At 61.4% G+C, this 21761-nt stretch carries 22 protein-coding genes; 21 read left to right on the plus strand and 1 reads right to left on the minus strand.

The window, feature by feature from the left end:
• The 20 genes from motC (at window position 1) to folD (ending at window position 18888) form a co-directional block, all read left to right on the plus strand.
• Window positions 1-1287: a chemotaxis protein MotC gene (motC, locus tag AMK05_RS03585; RefSeq protein ID WP_064836586.1), complete on the plus strand. Its 1287-nt coding sequence runs from the start codon at window positions 1-3 to the stop codon at window positions 1285-1287.
• Window positions 1284-2705: a flagellar hook-length control protein FliK gene (locus AMK05_RS03590; RefSeq protein WP_064836588.1), complete on the plus strand. Its 1422-nt coding sequence runs from the start codon at window positions 1284-1286 to the stop codon at window positions 2703-2705. Before motC ends, AMK05_RS03590 begins: the two co-directional genes overlap by 4 nt.
• Entirely contained in the window at window positions 2653-3210 is a 558-nt protein-coding gene (locus tag AMK05_RS03595) for a lytic transglycosylase domain-containing protein (protein WP_003584276.1), read from the plus strand. The genes AMK05_RS03590 and AMK05_RS03595 overlap by 53 nt, the downstream gene beginning before the upstream one ends.
• Before the next feature lie 280 nt (window positions 3211-3490).
• Complete coding sequence (gene rem, locus AMK05_RS03600; protein WP_049733072.1) at window positions 3491-4162, plus strand: transcriptional activator Rem; 672 nt, start codon at window positions 3491-3493, stop codon at window positions 4160-4162.
• 126 nt (window positions 4163-4288) lie between these two features.
• The gene (locus AMK05_RS03605; protein WP_064836590.1) at window positions 4289-5599 is read left to right on the plus strand and encodes a flagellar hook protein FlgE; all 1311 of its coding nucleotides are present in this window, start codon (window positions 4289-4291) and stop codon (window positions 5597-5599) included.
• Window positions 5600-5618: 19 nt separating this feature from the next.
• Complete coding sequence (gene flgK / locus AMK05_RS03610; RefSeq protein ID WP_064836592.1) at window positions 5619-7106, plus strand: flagellar hook-associated protein FlgK; 1488 nt, start codon at window positions 5619-5621, stop codon at window positions 7104-7106.
• 3 nt (window positions 7107-7109) lie between these two features.
• Window positions 7110-8156: a flagellar hook-associated family protein gene (locus AMK05_RS03615; protein ID WP_064836594.1), complete on the plus strand. Its 1047-nt coding sequence runs from the start codon at window positions 7110-7112 to the stop codon at window positions 8154-8156.
• Between the two features lie 36 nt (window positions 8157-8192).
• Window positions 8193-8540, plus strand: coding sequence for a flagellar biosynthesis regulator FlaF (flaF, locus tag AMK05_RS03620; protein ID WP_003570294.1), 348 nt, complete (start codon window positions 8193-8195; stop codon window positions 8538-8540).
• Window positions 8537-8986 (plus strand): flagellar biosynthesis repressor FlbT, encoded by a 450-nt coding sequence (gene flbT, locus AMK05_RS03625; protein ID WP_003570292.1) that lies wholly within the window; start codon window positions 8537-8539, stop codon window positions 8984-8986. Before flaF ends, flbT begins: the two co-directional genes overlap by 4 nt.
• On the plus strand, window positions 8977-9426 hold the full coding sequence (gene flgD, locus AMK05_RS03630; RefSeq protein ID WP_064836596.1) for a flagellar hook assembly protein FlgD: 450 nt from the start codon (window positions 8977-8979) through the stop codon (window positions 9424-9426). The genes flbT and flgD overlap by 10 nt, the downstream gene beginning before the upstream one ends.
• An 87-nt stretch (window positions 9427-9513) precedes the next feature.
• A complete protein-coding gene (gene fliQ, locus AMK05_RS03635; protein WP_064836598.1) occupies window positions 9514-9780 on the plus strand; it encodes a flagellar biosynthesis protein FliQ in 267 nt (88 codons plus the stop codon).
• An 88-nt stretch (window positions 9781-9868) separates the two neighbouring features.
• Complete coding sequence (gene flhA / locus AMK05_RS03640) at window positions 9869-11956, plus strand: flagellar biosynthesis protein FlhA (RefSeq protein WP_064836600.1); 2088 nt, start codon at window positions 9869-9871, stop codon at window positions 11954-11956.
• A complete protein-coding gene (locus tag AMK05_RS03645) occupies window positions 11953-12705 on the plus strand; it encodes a flagellar biosynthetic protein FliR (RefSeq protein ID WP_064836602.1) in 753 nt (250 codons plus the stop codon). The genes flhA and AMK05_RS03645 overlap by 4 nt, the downstream gene beginning before the upstream one ends.
• Window positions 12706-12709: 4 nt before the next feature.
• Window positions 12710-13123, plus strand: coding sequence for a hypothetical protein (locus AMK05_RS03650; protein ID WP_064836604.1), 414 nt, complete (start codon window positions 12710-12712; stop codon window positions 13121-13123).
• A 31-nt stretch (window positions 13124-13154) separates the two neighbouring features.
• Window positions 13155-13718 carry a rod-binding protein gene (locus AMK05_RS03655; protein WP_064836607.1) on the plus strand — a complete coding sequence of 188 codons (564 nt, stop codon included), beginning with the start codon at window positions 13155-13157 and terminating at the stop codon, window positions 13716-13718.
• 123 nt (window positions 13719-13841) lie between these two features.
• A complete protein-coding gene (locus AMK05_RS03660) occupies window positions 13842-14207 on the plus strand; it encodes a hypothetical protein (protein ID WP_003570277.1) in 366 nt (121 codons plus the stop codon).
• Window positions 14207-14746 carry a hypothetical protein gene (locus AMK05_RS03665; protein ID WP_064836609.1) on the plus strand — a complete coding sequence of 180 codons (540 nt, stop codon included), beginning with the start codon at window positions 14207-14209 and terminating at the stop codon, window positions 14744-14746. Before AMK05_RS03660 ends, AMK05_RS03665 begins: the two co-directional genes overlap by 1 nt.
• A gap of 291 nt (window positions 14747-15037) precedes the next feature.
• On the plus strand, window positions 15038-15877 hold the full coding sequence (locus tag AMK05_RS03670) for a WecB/TagA/CpsF family glycosyltransferase (protein ID WP_064836611.1): 840 nt from the start codon (window positions 15038-15040) through the stop codon (window positions 15875-15877).
• A gap of 164 nt (window positions 15878-16041) precedes the next feature.
• Window positions 16042-17868 carry a hypothetical protein gene (locus AMK05_RS03675; RefSeq protein WP_064836613.1) on the plus strand — a complete coding sequence of 609 codons (1827 nt, stop codon included), beginning with the start codon at window positions 16042-16044 and terminating at the stop codon, window positions 17866-17868.
• A gap of 120 nt (window positions 17869-17988) precedes the next feature.
• Complete coding sequence (gene folD, locus AMK05_RS03680) at window positions 17989-18888, plus strand: bifunctional methylenetetrahydrofolate dehydrogenase/methenyltetrahydrofolate cyclohydrolase FolD (protein WP_064836615.1); 900 nt, start codon at window positions 17989-17991, stop codon at window positions 18886-18888.
• Window positions 18889-18995: 107 nt separating this feature from the next.
• On the opposite strand, the gene AMK05_RS03685 is transcribed toward folD, so the two are convergent.
• Complete coding sequence (locus AMK05_RS03685; RefSeq protein ID WP_064836618.1) at window positions 18996-20018, minus strand: LacI family DNA-binding transcriptional regulator; 1023 nt, start codon at window positions 20016-20018, stop codon at window positions 18996-18998.
• Window positions 20019-20318: 300 nt separating this feature from the next.
• On the opposite strand from AMK05_RS03685, the gene AMK05_RS03690 reads away from it, so the two are divergent.
• Window positions 20319-21680, plus strand: coding sequence for an ABC transporter substrate-binding protein (locus AMK05_RS03690; RefSeq protein ID WP_064836620.1), 1362 nt, complete (start codon window positions 20319-20321; stop codon window positions 21678-21680).
• The last annotated feature ends 81 nt before the right edge of the window (window positions 21681-21761 follow it).

Raw genomic sequence — 21761 nt, forward strand, 5'->3', positions numbered from 1 at the left:
ATGGCGCGTCGGCAGCATCGTTATGTCGGATTTGTGGCCCTCGGCCTGGCGATACTGTCGCCAGCCGTAGGCAAGGCGCAGGATCCGGACGATCTCGCGCCGTACAAGATGCTGCGGTCGCTGCAGTTCGTGCAGGATTCCGTCGTCTCCGGCGATCATTCGGCCGGTGAGATGCAGCGCTTCATGCTGGGCACGATCGACGAGCGGCTGCGCACCGTCGACACGTCGGTCTTCGATGACGACCGCAATGTCGATGCCGCGCTGATCTACGCGATGAGCGGCGGCAATCCGCAGACGCTCGAATATCTGATCGCCCACGACGTCAACGGCTATTTCGACAATCGTGTCACCGATGTGCTCAGAAAATATCTGAGCGGCAAGGGACTGCTCGTCGCCAAGACGCTGGAAGAGACGGCCAGGGAATACCGCGACAAGAAGATCGGCCCTTACCTTGCCTTGATCGGCGGCAACGTGCTGATCGCGACGAAACCGACGGACGCGCTGGATCTCTACGACCAGGCGCGCCTTGCAGCACCCGGCACGATCGTCGAGGAGGCAGCGTTACGCCGCTCCGTCGCCATCTGCGTCGACAAGGGCATGCTCGACAAGGGCATGGCCTATTCGCAGCGTTATGTCAGGCGTTTCCTGCATTCGCCCTATGCCAGCCAGTTCGCCGATCTTTTCGTGACGCTCGTCGTCGGCCATGATCACGCCGTGAAGCCGCAGGATGTCGTCGACATCCTGTCCTTCATGGACGCGCCGCGCCAGCGCGAGGTCTATCTGCGCATCGCCCGTGCTGCCGCGATTGCGGGTAAGTCGGAACTGACGCATATGGCGGTCGAGCGTGTGCAGTCGCTCGGCGCCGGCACCGACAATGCCTTCGGCCCGCTGGCGGATTTCTATGGCGGCATGGCCGGCCTTACAACGGAGGATGTCGACCGGGCGGCGAAGAATGTCAGCGGCATCGCCGGCGACACGCTTTCACCGCGGGATCAGGCGCTGCAGGAGGCGGCGCGATCGGTCGCCGAGCAGATCCTGCGCGCTCCCGACCCGGCAAGCCTGACGCAAGCCTCGAACCCTAACACTTCTGATCAAGAAATCACTTCTGAAAAGGCTGCGGCGACAGATCCGCAACCGGGAGCGCTTCCCGAGCCTGTTCCGGGAGGTGTGGCATCGACTGGCCAGAGCCAGGGTACCGACCCCTCATTCAACGCATTTGTGACGACCAATCGGTCCAAGCTCGACGAGATCGACGGTCTTCTGGCGCAGGAAGGCAACGAACAATGATGGATATGAGCGTCTTGGGCGGCGCCGCCGGTGCGGATGCCGCGGCGGCTGCGAAATCTGCGCGGCCGATTGGTAAAGACGATGCTGCCGGCCAAAAGAACGGCTTCTCCGATGCGCTTGCCAAGGCAAGCGGCGGTACTGCCAATGACGACGCCGACGATGCGCAGCCGGATCAGGGCGCGGTTGCCAATGCCGGCGCCGAGACCATGGCGCGGACGATCCGCAGCCGCACCAAGCCGTTGATCGATCTCAGCGACGCCGCGTTGAAGGCGCAGGCTGAAGCGCAGCCGGAAACCATCGCCAATACAGAAAAAGCCGCGGCAAAGCCTGTCAAAATGCCGGCGGATCTTGCCTTGAAGCTCGATGCGAAAGACCGCTCGGCCGAGGAGGTCGTTCAGGCAGCCAAAGGCGGCAAGCACGCCAAGGCCGAGGCGTTGGAAACCGATACGGACAAGGACAGCGGCGATGAGGACGGGGCCATTTCCGATGTCCTCGGCCTGCTGAAGCAGGATCCCGCCGACGGCGCGGTCGCTTTGTCAGCGGCAGCAGGCATCCATCCGTCCGCCAAAGCCGATGAGGTCAAGCCGGCCGACAAGAAGATCGAGGGCATCGAAGCCAAGGCAGCCGGACATGCATCCGACGCCCTGGCGGCCGTCACCGGCGTCGAGAGTGGCAAGACCGACGACGTCAAGGTTCCCGGATCGGAGAATGCCGAAGCCACTGAGGGCAGGACATTCAGGCTCAGCCGCGCCGATGGCCGTGGCGTGTCGATGGATGTTCATCTCGGCACCGAAGAGGCCGGGGCTAAGGACGGCGGGAAGAAGGCCAATGTCGAAAACATCTCGGTGCTCGAATCACGCCGTTATATCGGCCTGGCGCAGAATTCGAATTCGGCCGCCGTCACTGCCGCGCTCTCGGGCGATTCCGAATGGGCGCGCGCCATGGAGCCGAGCTCGGCTCTCTCCAACGCGGCGGAATGGACGAGCACCGGCAAGGTGGTCAATACGCTGAAGATCCAGATGAACCCGCTCCATCTCGGCATGGTGACGGCGACCATGCGCCTGTCCGGCGACGCCCTGAACGTCGACCTCAAGGTCGAAACCGGCGCGGCTTATCGTCAGATGAAGGAAGATCACGGCAAGATTCTCGAAGCTCTGCGCAGCCAGGGCTACGCCGTCGACAATGTCACCATCAGCATGGCGCCGGTCGAGCGCAGCGACGCCGGCAACCAGGCAGGCAGCCAAAGCCAGGCCTCCCAGCAGCAGTCGCTGCCCCAGCAGGGGCAGGGCGGCGAGGCGCGCGAGCGCCATAATCAGACGGCACAGCGGGCGGATGGAGGCTTCAATGGCGCAGGCGAGACCGGTATTGAAGACGTTTCTGCTGGCCGCAGCGGCGGCACTGGCGGCGTTTACCTCTGAGGCGAAAGCCTCCACCGGTGCCTGCGAACGCGAAATCCAGTCGGCCGCTGCCAAATACGGCATCCCGGAAGGCATCCTCTATTCGGTCGGCCTGACGGAAACCGGCCGCAAGGGCTCGCTCTATCCCTATGCCATGAACGTCGAAGGCAAGGCGATCTTTCCGCCCTCGGAGCAGGACGCCATGAGGCAGTTCGATGTTGCCCGCAGCAGCGGCGCCAAGCTCATCGACATCGGCTGCATGCAGATCAACCACTATTATCATGGCGAAAATTTCGGCTCGGCCGAGGATATGTTCGACCCCCATCGCAACGTCGAGTATGCGGCAAAATTCCTCCGCAACCTGCATGACCGTCACGAGACATGGACAATGGCGGTAGCCAGATACCATGCCGGCCCAAACAATGATCCCGCGCAGAAGCAATATGTCTGCCGCGTCATCGCCAATCTGGTCGCCACCGGTTACGGCAAATGGACTCCTAATGCGAGTAACTTTTGCCGAAATTAATTCAACCAAAGATGGAGAAGGCCTATTGTGACGAAACTGTGTCACAATATGGCAAGAATCCGGCGTGAATCCCTCGTGCAAGTCATAATTAAGGGACTGTTAACTTTTCCACGAAATTTTGGTGTGCATAAATCACCGTACCCACTAGATATAGATCAAATCGCTACCCAGATCTTAATCAATTATTAGTTTCTGCCATTAACTTTAACGAGTTGTCGCCGATTCGTGCGATTCGTACCCATAGATCATCGAAGTGCCACACTGATTCGGAGGCGGACGAATGATCGTCGTGGTTGATGAGCGTGAGCTCGTGAAAGATGGATACACATCTCTGTTTGGCCGTGAGGGCATTCCCTCCACCGGCTTTGATCCGACGGAATTCGGTGAGTGGGTGCAGACCGCTGCCGATTCCGATATTGCGGCAGTCGAGGCCTTCCTGATCGGTCAGGGCCAGCGCAGCCTCGAACTCCCCCGGGCGATTCGGGATCGGTCGATGGCGCCGGTGATTGCGGTCAGCGACCAGCCCTCGCTCGAAAACACCCTTGCACTGTTCGATTGCGGCGTCGACGACGTGGTGCGCAAGCCAGTGCATCCGCGCGAAATCCTCGCAAGGGCGGCCGCGATCCGGCGCCGGCTGAAGGCGATCGCCAACTACACCGAGATCGGCGGCATCCGCGTTTTCTCGGATGGTCGCGACCCCGAGATCAACGGCGAAGTCTTCGCGCTTCCCCGGCGCGAGCGCCGCATCCTCGAATATCTGATCGCCAATCGCGGTCGCCGGGTCACCAAGACCCAGATCTTCAACGCCATCTACGGCATCTTCGACGAAGAGGTCGAGGAGAACGTCGTCGAAAGCCATATCTCGAAGCTGCGCAAGAAGCTGCGCAAAAAGCTCGGCGTCGATCCGGTCGATTCCAAGCGCTTCCTCGGCTACTGCATCGATTGGGCCTGATTTTTCCGGCCGGGCCGCGGCGCCCGGCTGAACCTCGATATTGGCCTTGCAGCGCGCCATGACAGACAGCTTCACGCAAGGCCCGACAAATACTCTCGAGTTTAACAGGTAAAACGAGGTTTTCAGATGAGCATTTTCGGCAGCATGAAGACGGCGGTATCGGGGATGAACGCGCAGGCGAACCGCCTCAGCACGGTCTCCGACAACATCGCCAACGTCAACACGACCGGCTACAAGGCTGTGTCGACGAGCTTCTCGTCGCTGGTCCTGCCTTCCTCGGGCGGCAACTACAATTCCGGCGGCGTTCAGACCTCCGTCCGCCAGGCCGTCTCCGATCAGGGCGACATCTCCTACACCACCTCGACCACCGACCTCGCGATCTCGGGCGACGGCTTCTTCATCGTTCAGGGTCCTGACGGCACGCCGGTGCTGACCCGTGCCGGCGACTTCACCAAGGACGACGAAGGCAACCTCGTCAACGCCGCCGGCTTTGGCCTTATGGGCTATTCCTACGACTCCGGCGCTCCCGCCGTCGTCGTTAACGGCTTCGACGGCCTCGTGCCTATCAACGTCAATCAGGAAGGGCTGACCGCCATCGCCTCGACATCGGGTGTCTTCAAGGGCAACCTCGATTCCGGCGCCAATATCGCTCCGGTCGCGCCCGCGACGGCGCCGAGCGCGAACGCCGCCACCACAACGGCCGATACCAAGAAGTTCTCGATGGTCGCCTACGACCATCTCGGCAACAAGGTGATGTATGACTTCTACTTCACGAAGAGCTCGGTCGTAACGCCGGTGCCGGCCGCCGGCGGTGTTACTGCCAGCACCTGGGAGGTTGCGGTGTTCCGCAACGCCGATGCGGCAACGGGCGGCACGACTTCCTTCCCCTACACCGGTGGCGCCGGTGCCGTTGTCTCCTCCGGAAACCTTACATTCGACCGCAACGGCAAGATGCTGACGGGCGGCGCCCTCACGATCGCCGATACAAGGAACGCGCTGTCGATCAGCATGGATCTTTCCGGCTTCACGCAGCTTGGCGCCGCCTTTGCCGGCACCGGTACGCCGAACGGCCAGGCAGCGAGCCCGGTCAAGGATGTCACCATCGATGGCGATGGCATCGTCTACGCTAAATACGAAGACGGCAGCACGAAGCCGCTCTATCGCATTCCGCTCGCCAACGTCGCAAGCCCCGACAAGCTGACGCTGATGAGCGGCAACGTTTATAGCGCCAACGGCCAGTCGGGCGTCACGGTCACCGGCTTCCCGCAGACCAACGGCCTCGGCACGATCAAATCGGGCGCACTCGAAGGTTCGAACGTCGATCTCGCCGGCGAGCTGACCGAGATGATCGAATCACAGCGCAGCTATACCGCCAATTCCAAGGTCTTCCAGACGGGGTCCGACATCATGGACGTCCTCGTCAACCTCAAGAGATAAGCAGGGTAACGGGTAAGCTATGTCGCTCACATCCGCACTTAATACCGCGCAGGGAATATTCAACAATACCGGCACGCAGAGCAGTGTCGTATCGAACAATATCTCCAATGCGGGCAATAAAGATTACGTGCGCCGGCAGGCGATGCTCACCACGTCCTTGAACGGCGCGCAGGTCGTCAAGATCGACCGGGCACAGGAAGATGCCCTGCTGCGCCAGTACCTGAAGACCTCCTCGCAAGACAGCGCCCAACAGGCATTGCTGGGCGGTCTCGAAGATCTCAAGTCGATTATGGGTGGCAACGACTACGAAACGTCGCCATCCACCTATCTCAGTGTTTTTCAGCAGAAGCTTCAGGCCTTCCGCACGACGCCGGGCAGTACCGTCGCCGCCCAGGGCGCCATCACCGCCGCCCAGGACGTCGCCAATTCGCTGAACAATGCCTCGCAGTCCGTTCAGGATGTCCGCGCCACCGCCGATAAGCAGATCGCCACTGATGTCGATACGCTGAACACGCTGCTCAGCCAGTTCGAGAAGGCCAACAACGCGGTAAAGACCGCCACGTCCTCGGGTGCGGATGCCTCAGGCGCTCTCGACGAACGCGAGAAGGCTCTGAAGCAGATTTCGCAGATCGTCGGCGTCAACGCGACGACGCGTGACAACAACGACATGGTGCTGAGCACCTCCGACGGAACGATCCTTTTCGAGACCGTTCCGCGCAAGGTGACGTTCAAGTCTCAGGATGTTTACAACGCGACGGTCACCGGCAATTCCGTCTATATCGACGGTGTGGCGCTGCCACGCGGCAGCGGGTCGACGACGACGGCACAGGGAAGCCTTCAGTCGCTCCTGCAGGTCCGTGACGAGATCGCTCCCAACTTCCAGAAGCAGCTCGACGAAATCGCCCGCGGCCTGGTCTCGCTCTTCAAGGAGCAGAGCACGTCGGGCACCCCGGCCTATGTGCCCGGTCTCTTCACCTGGAGCGGCGGCACGGTCGATACCGGCACCACCGCGGTTGCCGGCATGGCCTCGACCATCACCGTCAGCAGCCGCGTGATCACCGCGCAGGGTGGCGATCCGATGCGCCTGCGCGATGGCGGCGTCAACGCCGGTGGCGTGGTCAACAATCCTACCCACCTCAGCGGCTATACGACCGACCTCGATCGTCTTTACACTGCCTTGGGCTCCGACATCGATTTCGATCCGGCGGCGGGACCGGCCGTCGGTTTCGACGCCACGACAGGCATCGATTCCAACGTCAGCATCATGGAATACGCCACCAATTCCCTCGGCTGGCTCGAGCAGTACCGCAGCAATGCCACGACCGCGGCGGAAAACAGCTCGGCGGCGCTGTCGCGCTCCGACGAAGCCTATTCCAATGAGACCGGCGTCAACCTCGACGAGGAACTGACGCTGCTCCTCGACATAGAGCAGTCCTACAAGGCGGCGACCAAGATCCTGAATGCCGTCGATGAAATGCTGAAGTCACTGCTGGATATTGCGAGTTAAGCCATGAAGAGCTCATTTATTTCAAGTTCGGCCATTCAGAATGCGATGCGACTGACGATCCGTCAGGGGCAGAATCAGATGACCAAGGCAACGATGGAAGCAACGACGGGAGTCTATGCGGATATCGGCGTCTCCCTCGGCGGCAATGCCGCAAGAAGCGTCGACTTCACCCGCGAGACCGACCGGATCGACTCGATCAAGGCAAGCAATTCGCTCGTCACCGCCCGCATGGAATCCTCCCAGCTCGGCCTCTCCAAGATGAAGGACGTCGGCGACGGCCTGGTTTCGAAACTGACGGCGCTCCAGGGCAGCCACGATCCCGGCAGCGTCACCGTCGCCATCCAGTCGGCGACCAGCGCTCTGTCCACCATGATGGACACCGCCAATACCATGGTGAACGGCGAATATCTGTTCTCCGGCATCAACACCGATGTGCAGCCGCTGACCGACAAGACGACGGCGACGAGTGCCGCCATCGTCACGGCACTGAACGCCTACGCCGCTGGTATCCCGAAGGCCGTCAGCGCTCTTACCGGCGCCGAAATGCAGACCTTCATCACGGGGACGGTGGAGCCGATGTTCAGCCAGGCAAACTGGACCAATGCGACGACCGGCTGGTCGCAGGCATCGAGCCAGAACATGACGAGCCGCATCAGCAATTCCGAAGTGATCGAATCCTCGACCAACGCCAATTCCGAAGGCATGCGTTACATGGCGCTGGCCTCGGTGATGACCTCGGCTCTGCTCGGTCAGAACCTCAGCAGCGATGCAATGACCACGGTGTCCAAGCAGGCCATCACCTATACGACCAAGGCGACCAGCGGCCTCGTGACCCAGGCAAGCCAGCTCGGCCTTTCCCAGGAGCGCGTCAAGAAGTCCAACGACGCCCTCGACGCCCAGTCGAACATCATCAAGAACAAGCTCGTCGATCTCCAGGGCGTCGATCCCTACGAGGCTTCGACCCTCGTCAAGACTTTGGAAACGCAGCTTGAAACGGCTTACACGATCGTCTCGAAGATCCAGCAGTTGAGTCTCGTAAACTACCTTTGATGAGCAAAGGCGCGCAAGATTAAGAAGGATGCATGAATGTATCAGTTCTCTTATGCCGAAGTCATGCAGGACTCGGTGGCCGACGCGAAAGAGCGGGAATGGCAGGTTCTTGACCGGTCCATAGATCTGCTGTCGTTGGCGCGCGACAAGGAAAAATACGGCCGGGAAGCCATCGAAGCCCTGTTTTATACGCGCCGGGTGTGGATCAGCTTCATCGAGGATCTGAAACATCCCGACAACCAGCTGGAGATCGAGCTCAGGGCCAACCTCATCTCGATCGCGATCTGGATATTGAAGGAATGCGACAGGATCCGAAAACGTCTGTCGAATAACTATCAGGGCATCATCGACGTTACCACCATCATCAGGGATGGACTTAAATGAAAAGTACACTTCGCATTTCTCTGAAAGCCGGAGAAAGAATCTTCATCAACGGCGCCGTCCTGCGTGTCGACCGCAAGGTCGCGCTGGAATTCCTGAATGATGTGACTTTCCTTCTCGAAAACCACGTCCTCCAGCCGGAAGGCGCCACCACGCCGCTGCGCCAGCTCTATTTCATCGCGCAGATGATCCTCATCAATCCCGAGGGCAAGGACCACTCGACGGCGATGTTCCGCAAGTCGATCACCATGCTGCTCACCTGCTTCAAGAACGAGGAAATCCTCGCCGAACTGAAGCGCATCGATGCACTCGTCTCGACCGGCCGCGCCTTCGACGCGCTGAAGGCGATCCGCGGCCTCTACGCGATCGAAGACAATATCCTCAACAACCACGAAATGCCGCCGACCATGGTCGAGCAGATTCGCAGGGAGATTGCACCATGGCGGTAGATGCAACATCGAGCGTGACCTCGGCGGGCACCACGAGCACGACAAATTCCGCCCAGCAGAAAGCGACGCTGAACTACGACAATTTCCTTCAGCTGCTCATCGCGCAGATGAAGAACCAGGATCCGACCGATCCGGTCGACGCCAGTGAGCAGATGTCGCAGCTGGCGAGCTTCTCGCAGGTGGAGCAGACGATCCAGACGAACACCAAGCTGGATACGCTTCTCTCAAGCTCGAGCCTCACCCAGGCCAGCAGCTACGTCGGCAAATACATGGAAAGCGCCGACGGCACCGTCAAAGGCACCATCGAATCCGTCAAGGTTTATTCCGACGGCATCATTGCGACGACCACGGATGGCGGTAAGATACTCGTGCAGGCGGGAATCACCGTTGCTGACAAGGCGCCGACCACGACCACGACCAGCGGCAGCAGCGATACCTGATAGCACGGCGCCGACGCGCCGGTGACACCAATCATAGCAGCCCGGCCTCGGCGGGGCTGCTTCAAGGCGATATGAGGTTGCCTTCAGATGAATGAAGCTGATGCATTGGATCTGTTCCAGGCCGCGATCTGGACCGTCCTGATTGCCTCCGGTCCGGCGGTCCTCGCCGCAATGGTGGTGGGTCTCATCATCGCCCTGATCCAGGCGCTGACCCAAGTGCAGGAAGCGACGCTGACCTTTGTGCCGAAGATCGTTGCGGTGCTGATCACCGTCGGCGTCACCGCACCTTTCGTTGGCTCGCAGGTCTCGATTTTCACCAATCTGGTCTTCTCGCGCATCCAGTCCGGATTCTGAGCCACCTTCGCGCAAGCTTCGCCATTTAACTCTCGATCCGAATTGGGCGGACCGAGTCCGCCTCCTCTCATGAAGAGACGGAATTGTTATGGCGCAACCACCTGCATTACCCCTTCCGAAGGTCGCCCCGAGCCTGCGCGATGTCGGTTTTGCCCTCGGCATCATCGGCATCATCTGCATTCTCTTCCTGCCGATCCCGCCATTCCTGATCGACATGGGTCTGGCCTTTTCGATCGCCTTCTCGGTGCTGATCCTGATGGTCGCGCTGTGGATCCAGAAACCACTCGATTTCTCGTCCTTCCCGACCATTCTGCTGATCGCGACGATGACCCGGCTGGCGCTGAACATCGCGACGACGCGTGTCATCCTGTCCCACGGCAATGAAGGTCACGACGCGGCCGGCGGCGTCATCGCCGGTTTCGCAAGCCTGGTGATGTCGGGCGACTTCGTCATCGGTCTGATCGTCTTCCTGATTCTCATCACCATCAACTTCATCGTCATCACCAAGGGCGCCACGCGTATCGCCGAAGTTGGCGCGCGTTTCACCCTCGATGCCATCCCCGGCAAGCAGATGTCGATCGACGCCGATCTTTCGGCCGGCATCATCGATGAAAGGGAAGCCCAGCGCCGGCGCAGGGAGCTCGAAGAGGAAAGCTCCTTCTTCGGTGCGATGGACGGTGCCTCGAAGTTCGTGCGCGGCGATGCCGTCGCCGGCCTGATCATCACCGCCATCAACGTCTTCGGCGGCATCATCATCGGCTATTTCCGCCACGGCATGCCGATCGGCGAGGCAGCCGACGTCTTCGTCAAGCTCTCCGTCGGCGACGGCCTCGTCTCGCAGATGCCGGCCCTTATCGTCTCGCTCGCCGCCGGCCTTCTCGTCTCGCGCGGCGGCACCACCGGCTCCACCGACCAGGCTGTCGTCAACCAGTTGAGCGGTTATCCCCGCGCGCTCTCGGTCTCGGCCGTGCTGATGTTTGTCCTGGCGCTGATGCCGGGCCTGCCATTCGTCCCTTTCGTGATCCTCGGCAGTCTTCTCGCCTTCGGCGCCTGGTTCATCCCGCGTCAGGTCGAGGCTGAAAACAAGCTTCGCCGCGAGCAGGAGGAAAAGAAGGTCGTCCAGAACAAGGAGCTGGAAAAGGATTCGGTCAAGTCGGTGCTGCGCACCTCGGAGATCGAGCTCGCACTCGGCAAGATGGTCTCGACCCGCCTGCTCGGCGCCCACCAGGAACTCGCCTTCCGAGTCGGCAAGATGCGCAAGAAGTTCGCGACGCAATACGGTTTCGTCGTGCCGGAGATCAAGGTCACCGACGATATCGCCATCGCCGAGAAGTCCTACCAGATCCGCATCCACGGCACGACGGTCGCCTCCAACTTGCTGCGCGTCGGCGAAGTCCTCGTCGTGACCGGCGCCGGCCGCCGGCCGAGCATCCCCGGCGACGAAATCCGCGAACCCGCCTTTGGCATGCCGGCCGTCTCGATCCTCGAAAACTTCGCCGACGATCTGAAGCGTGAAGGCTTCCAGCCGATCGACAACGTCTCCGTCGTGCTGACCCATATGAGCGAGGTCATCCGCAACAACCTGCCGCAGCTTCTGTCCTATAAGGACGTCAAGGTGCTGATCGATCGCCTCGACCCCGAATACAAGAAGCTCGCCGACGAGATCTGCTCGTCGCATATGTCCTATTCGGGTCTGCAGGCGGTGCTCAAGCTGCTGTTGGCCGAACGCGTCTCGATCCGCAACCTGCACCTCATTCTCGAAGCGGTGGCCGAACTCGCCCCGCATGTCAGAAAGACCGAGCAGATCGTCGAGCATGTCCGCATCCGCATGGCCCAGCAGCTTTGCGGCGACCTCGCCGACAACGGCGTGCTGCGCGTGCTGAGGTTGGGCAGCAAATGGGATCTTGCTTTCCACCAGGCGCTGAAGCGCGACGCCAAGGGCGAGGTGATCGAATTCGACATCGATCCGCGCAGCCTCGAGGAATTCAGCGAGCAGGCCACCAAAGTTATCCGTGAGTTCATGGATCGCGGCCTGCCATTCGCACTTGTCACCTCGCCGGAAACACGCTCCTATGTGCGCATGATCATCGAACGGCTGTTCGCCACGCTGCCGGTCCTGTCGCATGTCGAACTGGCCAAGGGCATCGAGATAAAGATTTTGGGCTCTATTTCATGATAACAGACCCGCAAGGGACCGTTCTCGCGCTGTTTCTGGTCTTCTGCCGGATCGGCGGCTGTGTGCTTTCTCTTCCGGGTTTTTCCTCGGCGCGTGTGCCTGAACAGTTGCGCGTCTTCATCGCCGTCGCGCTCTCGATCGCCGTCGTGCCGTTGCTCTGGGATACCGTCTATCCGGCCGTTCACACCGGTTCCGGAACCTATATCGGCCTGATTTTCAGCGAATCGCTGATCGGCGTGATGTACGGCATGCTGGCGAGGATCTACACGCTCGGCATGCAGTTCGCCGCCTCGATCCTTGCCACGATGGTCGGCTATACCCAGCCGGGCTCCGCCGACATCGTCGAAGATACGCCGGAGACCAGCCTTTCCGCCTTTATCACCTTTGCCGGCATCATGATCCTCTTCATCATGGATTTTCATCACATCGTCTTCCGCGCGCTGATCGATTCTTACACGACCATGCCCTTCGGCGGCCTGATGCAGATGCGCGCGACGCTGATCTCCTTTACCGACACGCTGGAGCAGACGACCTACATCATGCTGCGCCTGTCGAGCCCGTTTTTGATCTACGCCATGATCTTCAACGTCTCGATCGGTTTCATCAACAAGCTGGCGCCGCAGATCCCGGTCTACTTCATCTCCACCCCTTATCTGCTGATGGGCGGGCTTTTCCTGATCTATTTCTCGATTGCGGCTTTGGTCAGCCAGTTCGGCCAGTCCTTCGGCTCGATCTATATCGGGCGGTGAGACGATGGTCGAAAAGAACCGTTCCCAGAAGCTCAAGCGACTGCTCTCGGTGCAGCGGCATATCGAAAGGATGGCCGAGAACGATCTGGCCGAGACCAGCCGCCAGCGCGTCGAAGTCAATGCGGCGATGGACGACGTCATCGTCGCGCTCGGCTCGATGGACCCGGTCCACCACGCCTTCTCGCAGAATTACGCCGACCGGTTCGGCAGGCTCTCCATCAAGGACCAGCAACTGACCGGCATGCAGCAGGTCCACGAAATGCGGCTGGCGCGCGAGCGCGCCAAGGGGGACCGTTTCGAAGAAGGCATGAAGGAGGCGCTCGAGGCCGAGCGCCGCGAGGCCGACGACAATGCCGTCTACGATGTCATCGACCAGCAATTCGCAACGCCAGCCTCCAGCAAGCTTCAAAATCCATAATCGTTGCAATCTTAAATTAGAGGATTGTAACGTGGCTATTTCGCCCCCCAGTGATCTGGTCCTGGACGTTGTCAAAGCTGCCGACCCCATGGAGGTTCAGGCGGCCCAGGAAAAACTGAAGGCAAATCGTGCGGCCTTTGCCGCAACGAGCCTCGCCGAGAACGGCAAGGGTTTCTCCAATACGGTCGATGTTCTCGACCATATCGGCCAGAAGAGCGGCCTCAACAGCATCCAGAACCGCACCAAGGCCGAGGAGGTCCCGGAAAGCTACCGGAAGTTCGAAGCCATGGTTCTGCAGAATTTCGTCAAGTCCATGCTGCCGAGCGAAAGCGAAGATGTCTACGGCAAGGGCGCGACCGGCGATATCTGGAAAGGCATGATGGCCGAACAGCTCGGCAACACCATGGCCAAGGGCGACGGCATCGGCATCGCCAAGCAGATGTACAGCGAGCAGCTGCGCCGGCAGGAAGGCAAGATCGTCAATGCCTCGACCGATAACGATGACCGCAACACTGCGATCAGCATGATTGACGACTTCCAGCGCAAGACATTCGGCACGCCGACCGCCGAAGCCAAGACCGATAGAACAGGATGATTTCAGGCCGGTTGGCCTGAAATATGAATCCTCTTCACAATTAAATGGCTAGAGCATGCTGTCGCCCGAAAACCGGGCACAGTTTCGGCATCATGCTCCAAGCGACGCATAACCGAGGGTACAATGGAAATAGTTTCGAACGAATACAGGATCAAATCCGTTCTCGGACGCCTCGAAATGATCATCGACAATGAGAACACCCGGATCGGCAGCGATCCGCAGTTCGATCTCAAAGTCTCCAATGCGCATAAGAGCCGCTGCCTCTATGAGCTGTCGATGCTTTTCCGTGACACCGATCCGGCCGAGCTTGCCGCTGCCCATCTCGATCAGCTGCATGGACTGAAGAAGAAGCTGGTTCTCAACGCCCGTCGGGTCGAGGCGCATCTCGAAGCGGTTCGCGCCGTCGCCGATCTGCTGAAGAACGCCGTTCAGGATGCCGATGCCGACGGCACCTATTCCCAGGAACAATTCGCCGCGCGTGGAAACTGATGATCAAGCTCGTCCTTACCGGTGTCTGGGTTTGCGCCATCACCTTGGCATCGGTCTACTTCTCGGTGTACCTGGCGACCGCGCCGGCGCCCGCGGCCACTGATTCCAAGCAGAGCGCGCTCGAACTGGTGAAGGGTGAAACGATCACCGTACCGATCATCGGTAACGGTGCGATCACCGGCTATTTCCTCGGCCGCGTTTCCTTCATGATGAACAAGGAGATGCTGAAGGGCGTAACGCTGCCGCTGGCCGAGATGACCACGGACGAGCTTTTCAGCCTGCTCGTCGGCAACAAGATGGTCGACATCGCCCATATCAAATCCTTCGATCCGAAGGTATTCCGCGAAGAGATCAAGAAGGGCATGAACGAGCGTCTCGGTGGCGACTATGTCGCCGAGGTCATGCTGGAGCAGCTCGACTATCTCTCCAAGGAGGACGTCAAGGAAAGCTCCGCCGGGCAGCCGAAGAAGGTGGGAACGCCCGTCAAGATCCTCGAGACCGCACCGGCCGGCGAAGCGCCGGCGCCGGCCGCCCACTAAATATTCAGAATAGCATCGACGAAAAACGGCGCCGCAGGGCGCCGTTTTTCGTTTGGCGCACGTGGTTAACAAACCACTTATGCGAGCATAGAAATTCAAGGGATTTTCCTAAGGGTTGTTTGAAACCGTCCTGTTATACAGGTGTCACAGCCCGGCAGTGCCGCCTTCCGAGATCGGAGCGACGCCGTCCGGGCGTGACGCGGCCGGTTCTTTCAGGAACCTGCGCTGCGCAATGATGGGCTTGTTTTCCGGGATGTCGGGCGCATGCAGCACCCTCGGCAGGAGGTAGGAATGAATCTGATTGCAAACTTCGCGGTGCTCGCATCGCGGCGGACGATCTTCGATCTGCCGGTCTGCGATCTCGGCTGGGATGACGCCCTCGTTTTCATCAACGAGCTGGCCTCCATTCCCGTCGGCCAGACCGTGGTTTGCTTCGTCAACGCCCACAACATGCTGACGGCGCTGCGCGACGACGAATACTACCGGATCATGTCGCACAATCTGGTGCTGCCGGATGGCATCGGTCTCAACATCGCTTCGCAGATCGCCCATGGTTCGCCGTTTCCCGCCAATCTGAACGGCACCGATTTCGTGCCGGCCTTCCTCACCTTCATGGAGGCCCCGCGCCGCATCGGCCTGATCGGCGGCACGCGTGCGGTCGTCGAGGCGGCAGCGGAAAATTTCCGCAAACATACACCCTGGCATGAATTCGTCGTCATTTCCGACGGCTTTTTCGACAAGGTGGATTCCACCGAGGTCACCGAGGAAATCGAGCGCCAGAAGCTCGACATCCTGATCGTCGGCATGGGAACGCCGCTGCAGGAGAAATGGGTCCACGACCATATCCGTGCCGATCATGCACGACTGGTGCTGACGGTCGGCGCCCTGTTCGACTTCGTCTCCGGCGCCGTCCCGCGGGCACCGAAGACGGTGCGGATGATGCGCCTGGAATGGGCCTATCGCCTGCTGCAGGAGCCGGCGCGCCTCTGGCGCCGCTACGTTATCGGCATTCCGGTCTTTCTCTTCCATGTGCTGCGCTATCGCTTCCAACGGCGCGAGAGGATCCTCAGCCATCCGGAAGAGCCGGCCGCCGTGCTGCAGCCGCGGTCAGACCGCAAGAAAGCAAGCTGACGCTGCATCGCGTCCTTCCGAAGACGCTGTCGCACATGGGAATTCATCAATTCTTACACGCTGCGGTTAACCATTTCTTTGCCATGAATATTTAGACTGGCTTAATCATCTGCATCCGTGCGGATGAGCGAATTCGGCCATCATGTGCATGAGATGTGGCGCAAATGTACGATATCAGGGCCAGAAGCAGCTTTCACGATCGCGCGGCCGCCCGGCCGGCGGCGCCCGCACCGGTGCGCGCCCATGACGATCGTTATGGTGTGCCCTTGAGATTGCCCCAGTCGAACCGCGCCGATATCGCCCCGCCCGAGGCCGAATTGCTGCGCGCCATCGGCCGCGCGCTGGAAGAGCAGCGCGAAGAGCAGCGTGCGAAGGCGGCGCGCACGGCGCCGCTGGTTGATCGTATCGAAACCATCCTCGGCAATCGCCTGCGGGCGGCCAACGACATCGGCCATCCGCTTCTTCAGGAACAGCCGCGCCGCGAAGAACCGGTTGCTCCGGCCATCGCGCCGATGATCTCGCCCGAACCGCTGGCCGCGAACCGGGAGGAAGCGGCTGAGCCCCGCCCGCTACCGCTACGGCGGCGCGTCGGCGTCGGTGCCCTTGCGATGACGGTCGCCGCTACGACGATGATCGGCGCGGGCCTGCCGGCGCTGATGCCGGCTCCGCCAACCCTCTACCGCGCCGAAACGACGCTTGCGGTGAAGACCGATGCCGCAAGCCGGGCCGCTTTCACGGAGGCTGCGGCGAAGGGGCTGATGTCGGCGCGGGTGGTTGCTTCGACGGTCGCCGCCCTGAAACTCGATCACGATCCCGAATTTGCCGGCGCAAGCGCCAATGCGCTCGGCGTTGCGCTCGATCTGCTCTCGGCGACCGGTGCTGCTGCCGATCCGGCCTCGCGCGCCGAGGCGACGTTGAAGCATGCTGTGGAGATCCTGCCCGATGCCGCCGCCGGCACGATCCTCGTGCGGGTGACGACCGGCGACAGCGGCAAATCCATGCGTATCGCCACAAGACTTGCCGAAGCGGCATCGCCGGCGGACGGACCCGGCGGCAACCCCGAAACCGACACCGCCTTGCGCAAGGCCTATGACGAGGCGAAGGCGGAACTCACGGCGTTCACGGCAAAGAGCGGCGAGGGCAACGTCAAGGTGGCGGTCGATCTTCGCCGCCAGATCGACCGGCTCGATGCCGATCTGAGAGAGGCCGACCAGACGATCCTCAACGCCAAGGCGCAGGCCGACCGGTTGAAAGCCGCAAAACTTGCCGGCGTGCTCGACGGTTCGCTCCCCTCCGATATGCTCTCGCCGGCGCTGCAGGACTGGCGCGACAAATATGCGGTTGCCAGGACGGCGCTTGCGCAGCTCTCGGCCGAGCTCGGCCCGCGCCATCCGCGCCTGTTGCAGCAGCAGGCCGAAACCGATGGCCTGAAGGAGAATATGGGCAAGGAGCTTACCCGTCTTGCCCAGGCCGCCAACGCCGCCGCCAAGGCGGCCGTCGAGGCGCGCAAGGGCCTGAACGACCGCCGCAACACGCTGATCGCGCAAAGCCGGGATACCGGCGTCGATCTTGCCCGGCTGACTGAACTCGGCGAGAAGGCGACCGCCGCGCGTTCGCGCCTCGAAGATGCGGCTTCGGCTTCGACGGGAACGGTCCCCGGCGGCCATATCACTCTCATCAAGCCGGCACGGGCAACGGCGGTATCGGCGCCCGACGGCCTGGCCGGCCGCTCGCTGGCCGGCGCTGCCGCGGGTCTCGCCGCCGCTCTTGCTGCGGCCTTCCTGCTGCGCCTGCGCAAACCAGGAGCTGCTCCACGCCAGGACATGCCGCTATCCCCGCCGCTGTCCCAACCGCTGTCTTCAGAGCCGCCGCCGGCACCGCAACCGGTCCCGACCGCGGTCGACGAGATGGAGGTGCTGCGCTCCGAAATCTCCGGCCTGCGCGACCGGCTTCTTGTTCATGGCCTCGAAGCGCGGCAGCCGCTGCGCTGAACGATCATTTCCTTGCATTTTTGATATTGCCTTGCTGCTTTCCGACAGGATAGGGCGTTAGCGGGCATTTGACGCTCGCCGACTATCCATAGATTGGCGCGAAACAGGGCGGAGAGACGCGTGACGACAGTAATCGACGGCAAGAACGTAGCTGCATCGGTCATTCAGACGGTCAAGAGTGCGACGGCAGCGCTGGAAAAGAGCAGCGGCGTCACCACCGGCCTCGCGGTCGTCATCGTCGGCGACGATCCGGCAAGCCACGCCTATGTCGGCTCCAAGGGCCGCATGGCCAAGGAATGCGGCTTCAAGTCCGTCCAGCACACGCTGCCGGCCGAGACCAGCCAGGAGGATCTGGCGGCCCTCGTCGCCACCCTTAATGCCGATCCGTCGATCCACGGCATCCTGGTGCAACTGCCGCTGCCGAAGCCGCTCGACAGCGAGCCGATCATCCAGGCGATCCTGCCGGAAAAGGATGTCGACGGCCTGAGCATCGCCAATGCCGGCAAGCTCGCCATCGGCGATCTGAAGACCGGGCTGGTCTCCTGCACGCCGGCCGGCGCCATGGTCTTCGTCCGGCGCACCCACGGCGAGGATCTCTCCGGCCTCAACGCCGTCGTCATCGGCCGCTCCAACCTGTTCGGCAAGCCGATGGCGCAATTGCTGCTCAATGCCAATGCGACGGTGACGATCGCACATTCAAGGACCAGGAACCTGGCCGAGGTCTGCCGCAACGCCGATATCCTGGTCGCCGCCGTCGGCCGGCCGGAGATGGTCAAGGCCGATTGGGTCAAGCCGGGTGCGACGGTCATCGACGTCGGCATCAACCGCGTGGCAGCTCCCGAAAGAGGCGAGGGCAAAACCCGGCTCGTCGGCGACGTCGCCTTCGCCGAGGTCTCCGAAGTCGCCAGCACCATCACCCCGGTTCCAGGCGGCGTCGGCCCGATGACCATCGCCATGCTGATGGCCAATACGGTCATCGCCGCCCATCGCGCCGCAGGGCAGACCCCGCCGCAGTTCTGATTAATGCATGTCGCCCGGAAGTGTGCGGCGCTGTTTGCCGCCAACGACACGCTAAAAAAGGCTAAAGCGCGAGGAGCGAATCTGAAAGATCGCGACGCGCTTTAGAGCTACTGCGGGGCAGGGCCGGTCGAGGCCCTGACGATCAGTTCGGTCTTCCAGAGTTCCTGGTCGGGGAAGGGGCCTGCCTGCTTCACCGTGCCGATCAGCCGCTGGGCGATACGGACGCCGGCGGCCCTCAGCGAAGAGCGCGTCGTCGTAAGCGGCACGGAGAAGTTTTCCGGCTTCAAGAGCGGCAGCACGTCGTCATGGGCGATCAGCGAGATGTCCTCGCCGAGCCGCAATCCCGCTTGGTTGACCGCGCGGATCGCGCCGAGCGCCAGCACCGTGCTGGAGCAGAGGATGGCCGTCGGCCGCTCCGGCAGCTGCAGGAACTGTTCCATCGCCAGCAGGCCCTGCTCGTCCGTCATCAGCGTATGGCTGGTGCAGTCCTCCTCGAGCGCCAGCCCGCGTTCGGCAAGCGCCGATACGACGCCATTCTTCCTGCGGATGGCGAAATCGAGATGCATCTGCCCGTTCATCAGCGCAAAGCGCGTATGGCCGAGCTGCAGCAAAAGCCGCGTCGCATCGTAGAAGGCGCCTTCATTGTCGATGTCGAGATAGGGATAGTCCGGCTCCGAACCGAAAGATCGGCCATGCACGACATAGGGCATGGAGAGCGATTTCAGCATGGCGAGCCGCGGGTCGTGGCCGCGCATATAGGCGACGAACAGCGCGTCGACATTGCCGCTGATCGCAAGCCGCCGGAGTGCCGCCACCTCGTCGTCCGGGTCGGCCGGCATGATGACGAAGTGGAAGTCGTGGCGCACCGCCTCTTCGCCGAGCCCGGCCAGGAATTCGCCGAAATGCACGTCGGACTGGTGGCCGGGCGCCGTCGGCATGACGAGGCCGATCGAGCCCGCCTTGCCGGTCGCAAGCCGTTGCGCCGCCTTGTTCGGGCGATACCCGGTTTCCTTGACGGCCTGCAGCACACGCTCCCGGGTCGCCTCGTTGACCTCGGGATAACCGTTGAGCGCTCGGCTCACCGTCGTCTGCGACAGCCCCAGCAATTCCGATAGCTGTTTGAGATTCACCTGCTATGCTTCCTCCCGGCCCGCCCGTCGGCCGTGTTGAAATGGTCTGCCGCCTCCCAGTGGCGCCCAAAGCGCTTTCAATTATGTAGCATCTGGCGCGCTTGACTCAAGAAAAATCGCTCCATATTTCCCGATAGCCGCTGCTCGCGCCCGTGATAACGGCCGCGTCCACAGCCGGTTTTCGTGAAATGACTTGACTCCGTTCCACCGAAAGTGGAATGAGTTGGGTGTCAAAGCGCTTTGAAATTTCTTTTGAAGGGAATTCGGCGCGGGTTGGGATTGTGATGGGAGGTTGATCACATGAAAAAGACATTTTTGATGAGCGTTGCCGTGGCGGCGCTTTTTGCCGGTGCTGCGTCCGCGGCCGATCTGAAATTTGCCCCGAGACAGGATTCCAAGTTCAACTGGAAGAGCTATGACGAATTCAAGGCCGCGCATGCCGATCTGAAGGGGCAGCCGCTGACGATCTTCGGGCCGTGGCGCGGCGAGGACGAGGCGTTCTTCCAGAGCGTTCTGGCCTATTTCACCGAAGCCACCGGCATCGATGTCAAATACTCCTCTTCCGAAAATTACGAACAGCAGATCGTCATCGACACGCAGGCGGGCTCGCCGCCGAACATCGCTGTTCTGCCGCAGCCGGGCCTGCTGGCCGATCTCGCCAGCAAGGGCTTCCTGACGCCGCTCGGCGACGACAACTCCAAGTGGATCAAGGACAATTACGGCGCCGGCGACAGCTGGGTCGGGTACGGCACCTATAAGGGCAAGGACGGCAAGGAAGCCTTCTATGCCTTCCCCTATAAGGCCGACGTCAAGTCGCTCGTCTGGTATGTTCCGGAGAATTTCGAGGAAGCCGGCTACAAGATTCCGACGACCATGGAAGAGCTGCATGCCCTCACCGACCAGATCGTCAAGGACGGCGGCGTTCCCTGGTGCATCGGTCTCGGGTCCGGCGGCGCCACCGGCTGGCCGGCGACCGACTGGGTCGAGGACATCATGCTGCGCATGCAGCCGCCTGAAGCCTACGACAAGTGGACGACCAACGAGCTGAAGTTCACCGATCCGGCCGTCGTTGCCGCGATCGACGAATTCGGCAAGTTCGCCAAGAACGAGAAATACGTCAATGGCGGTGTCGCGGCCGTGGCCTCGACCGACTTCCGCGACAGCCCGAAGGGGCTCTTCTCCGTTCCGCCGAAGTGCTACATGCACCATCAGGCCTCGTTCATCCCGTCCTTCTTCCCTGAGGGCACGAAGCTCGGCCAGGATGCCGACTTCTTCTACATGCCGACCTATGCGTCGCATCCCGAACTCGGTAAGCCGGTTCTCGGCGCCGGCACGCTCGTCTCGATCGCCAAGGACTCGAAGACGGCCCGCGCCTTCATCGACTTCCTGAAGACCCCGATCGCGCATGAGGTCTGGATGGCGCAGTCGAGCTTCCTGACGCCGTATAAGGGCGTCAGCAGCGAGGCCTATGCCAACCCGCAGATGAAGAAGGAAGGCGAAATCTTGACCTCCGCCACCACCTTCCGCTTCGACGGTTCCGACCTGATGCCGGGCAAGATCGGCGCCGGCGCCTTCTGGACGGGCATGGTCGATTTCGTCGGCGGCAAGTCGGCTCAAGATGCCGCTGGCGAAATCCAGAGCGCCTGGGACGGCATCAAGTAATCCTAAAAATTATGCCGCCGGCTTGCCGGCGGCATGGCCTGCATGACTGGCCGGGTTCGAAAAGAGCCCGGCCATCGCAGG

Source organism: Rhizobium sp. N324, from assembly GCF_001664485.1.
Lineage (GTDB): Bacteria > Pseudomonadota > Alphaproteobacteria > Rhizobiales > Rhizobiaceae > Rhizobium.

Bases quoted from the DNA above. Each gene is read 5' to 3' on its own strand.
- motC (WP_064836586.1), top strand. From the start codon at position 1: ATGGCGCGTCGGCAGCATCGTTATGTCGGATTTGTGGCCCTCGGCCTG.
- AMK05_RS03590 (WP_064836588.1), top strand. From the start codon at position 1,284: ATGATGGATATGAGCGTCTTGGGCGGCGCCGCCGGTGCGGATGCCGCG.
- rem (WP_049733072.1), top strand. From the start codon at position 3,491: ATGATCGTCGTGGTTGATGAGCGTGAGCTCGTGAAAGATGGATACACA.
- AMK05_RS03605 (WP_064836590.1), top strand. From the start codon at position 4,289: ATGAGCATTTTCGGCAGCATGAAGACGGCGGTATCGGGGATGAACGCG.
- flgK (WP_064836592.1), top strand. From the start codon at position 5,619: ATGTCGCTCACATCCGCACTTAATACCGCGCAGGGAATATTCAACAAT.
- AMK05_RS03615 (WP_064836594.1), top strand. From the start codon at position 7,110: ATGAAGAGCTCATTTATTTCAAGTTCGGCCATTCAGAATGCGATGCGA.
- flaF (WP_003570294.1), top strand. From the start codon at position 8,193: ATGTATCAGTTCTCTTATGCCGAAGTCATGCAGGACTCGGTGGCCGAC.
- flbT (WP_003570292.1), top strand. From the start codon at position 8,537: ATGAAAAGTACACTTCGCATTTCTCTGAAAGCCGGAGAAAGAATCTTC.
- flgD (WP_064836596.1), top strand. From the start codon at position 8,977: ATGGCGGTAGATGCAACATCGAGCGTGACCTCGGCGGGCACCACGAGC.
- fliQ (WP_064836598.1), top strand. From the start codon at position 9,514: ATGAATGAAGCTGATGCATTGGATCTGTTCCAGGCCGCGATCTGGACC.
- flhA (WP_064836600.1), top strand. From the start codon at position 9,869: ATGGCGCAACCACCTGCATTACCCCTTCCGAAGGTCGCCCCGAGCCTG.
- AMK05_RS03645 (WP_064836602.1), top strand. From the start codon at position 11,953: ATGATAACAGACCCGCAAGGGACCGTTCTCGCGCTGTTTCTGGTCTTC.
- AMK05_RS03650 (WP_064836604.1), top strand. From the start codon at position 12,710: ATGGTCGAAAAGAACCGTTCCCAGAAGCTCAAGCGACTGCTCTCGGTG.
- AMK05_RS03660 (WP_003570277.1), top strand. From the start codon at position 13,842: ATGGAAATAGTTTCGAACGAATACAGGATCAAATCCGTTCTCGGACGC.
- AMK05_RS03665 (WP_064836609.1), top strand. From the start codon at position 14,207: ATGATCAAGCTCGTCCTTACCGGTGTCTGGGTTTGCGCCATCACCTTG.
- AMK05_RS03670 (WP_064836611.1), top strand. From the start codon at position 15,038: ATGAATCTGATTGCAAACTTCGCGGTGCTCGCATCGCGGCGGACGATC.
- AMK05_RS03675 (WP_064836613.1), top strand. From the start codon at position 16,042: ATGTACGATATCAGGGCCAGAAGCAGCTTTCACGATCGCGCGGCCGCC.
- AMK05_RS03690 (WP_064836620.1), top strand. From the start codon at position 20,319: ATGAAAAAGACATTTTTGATGAGCGTTGCCGTGGCGGCGCTTTTTGCC.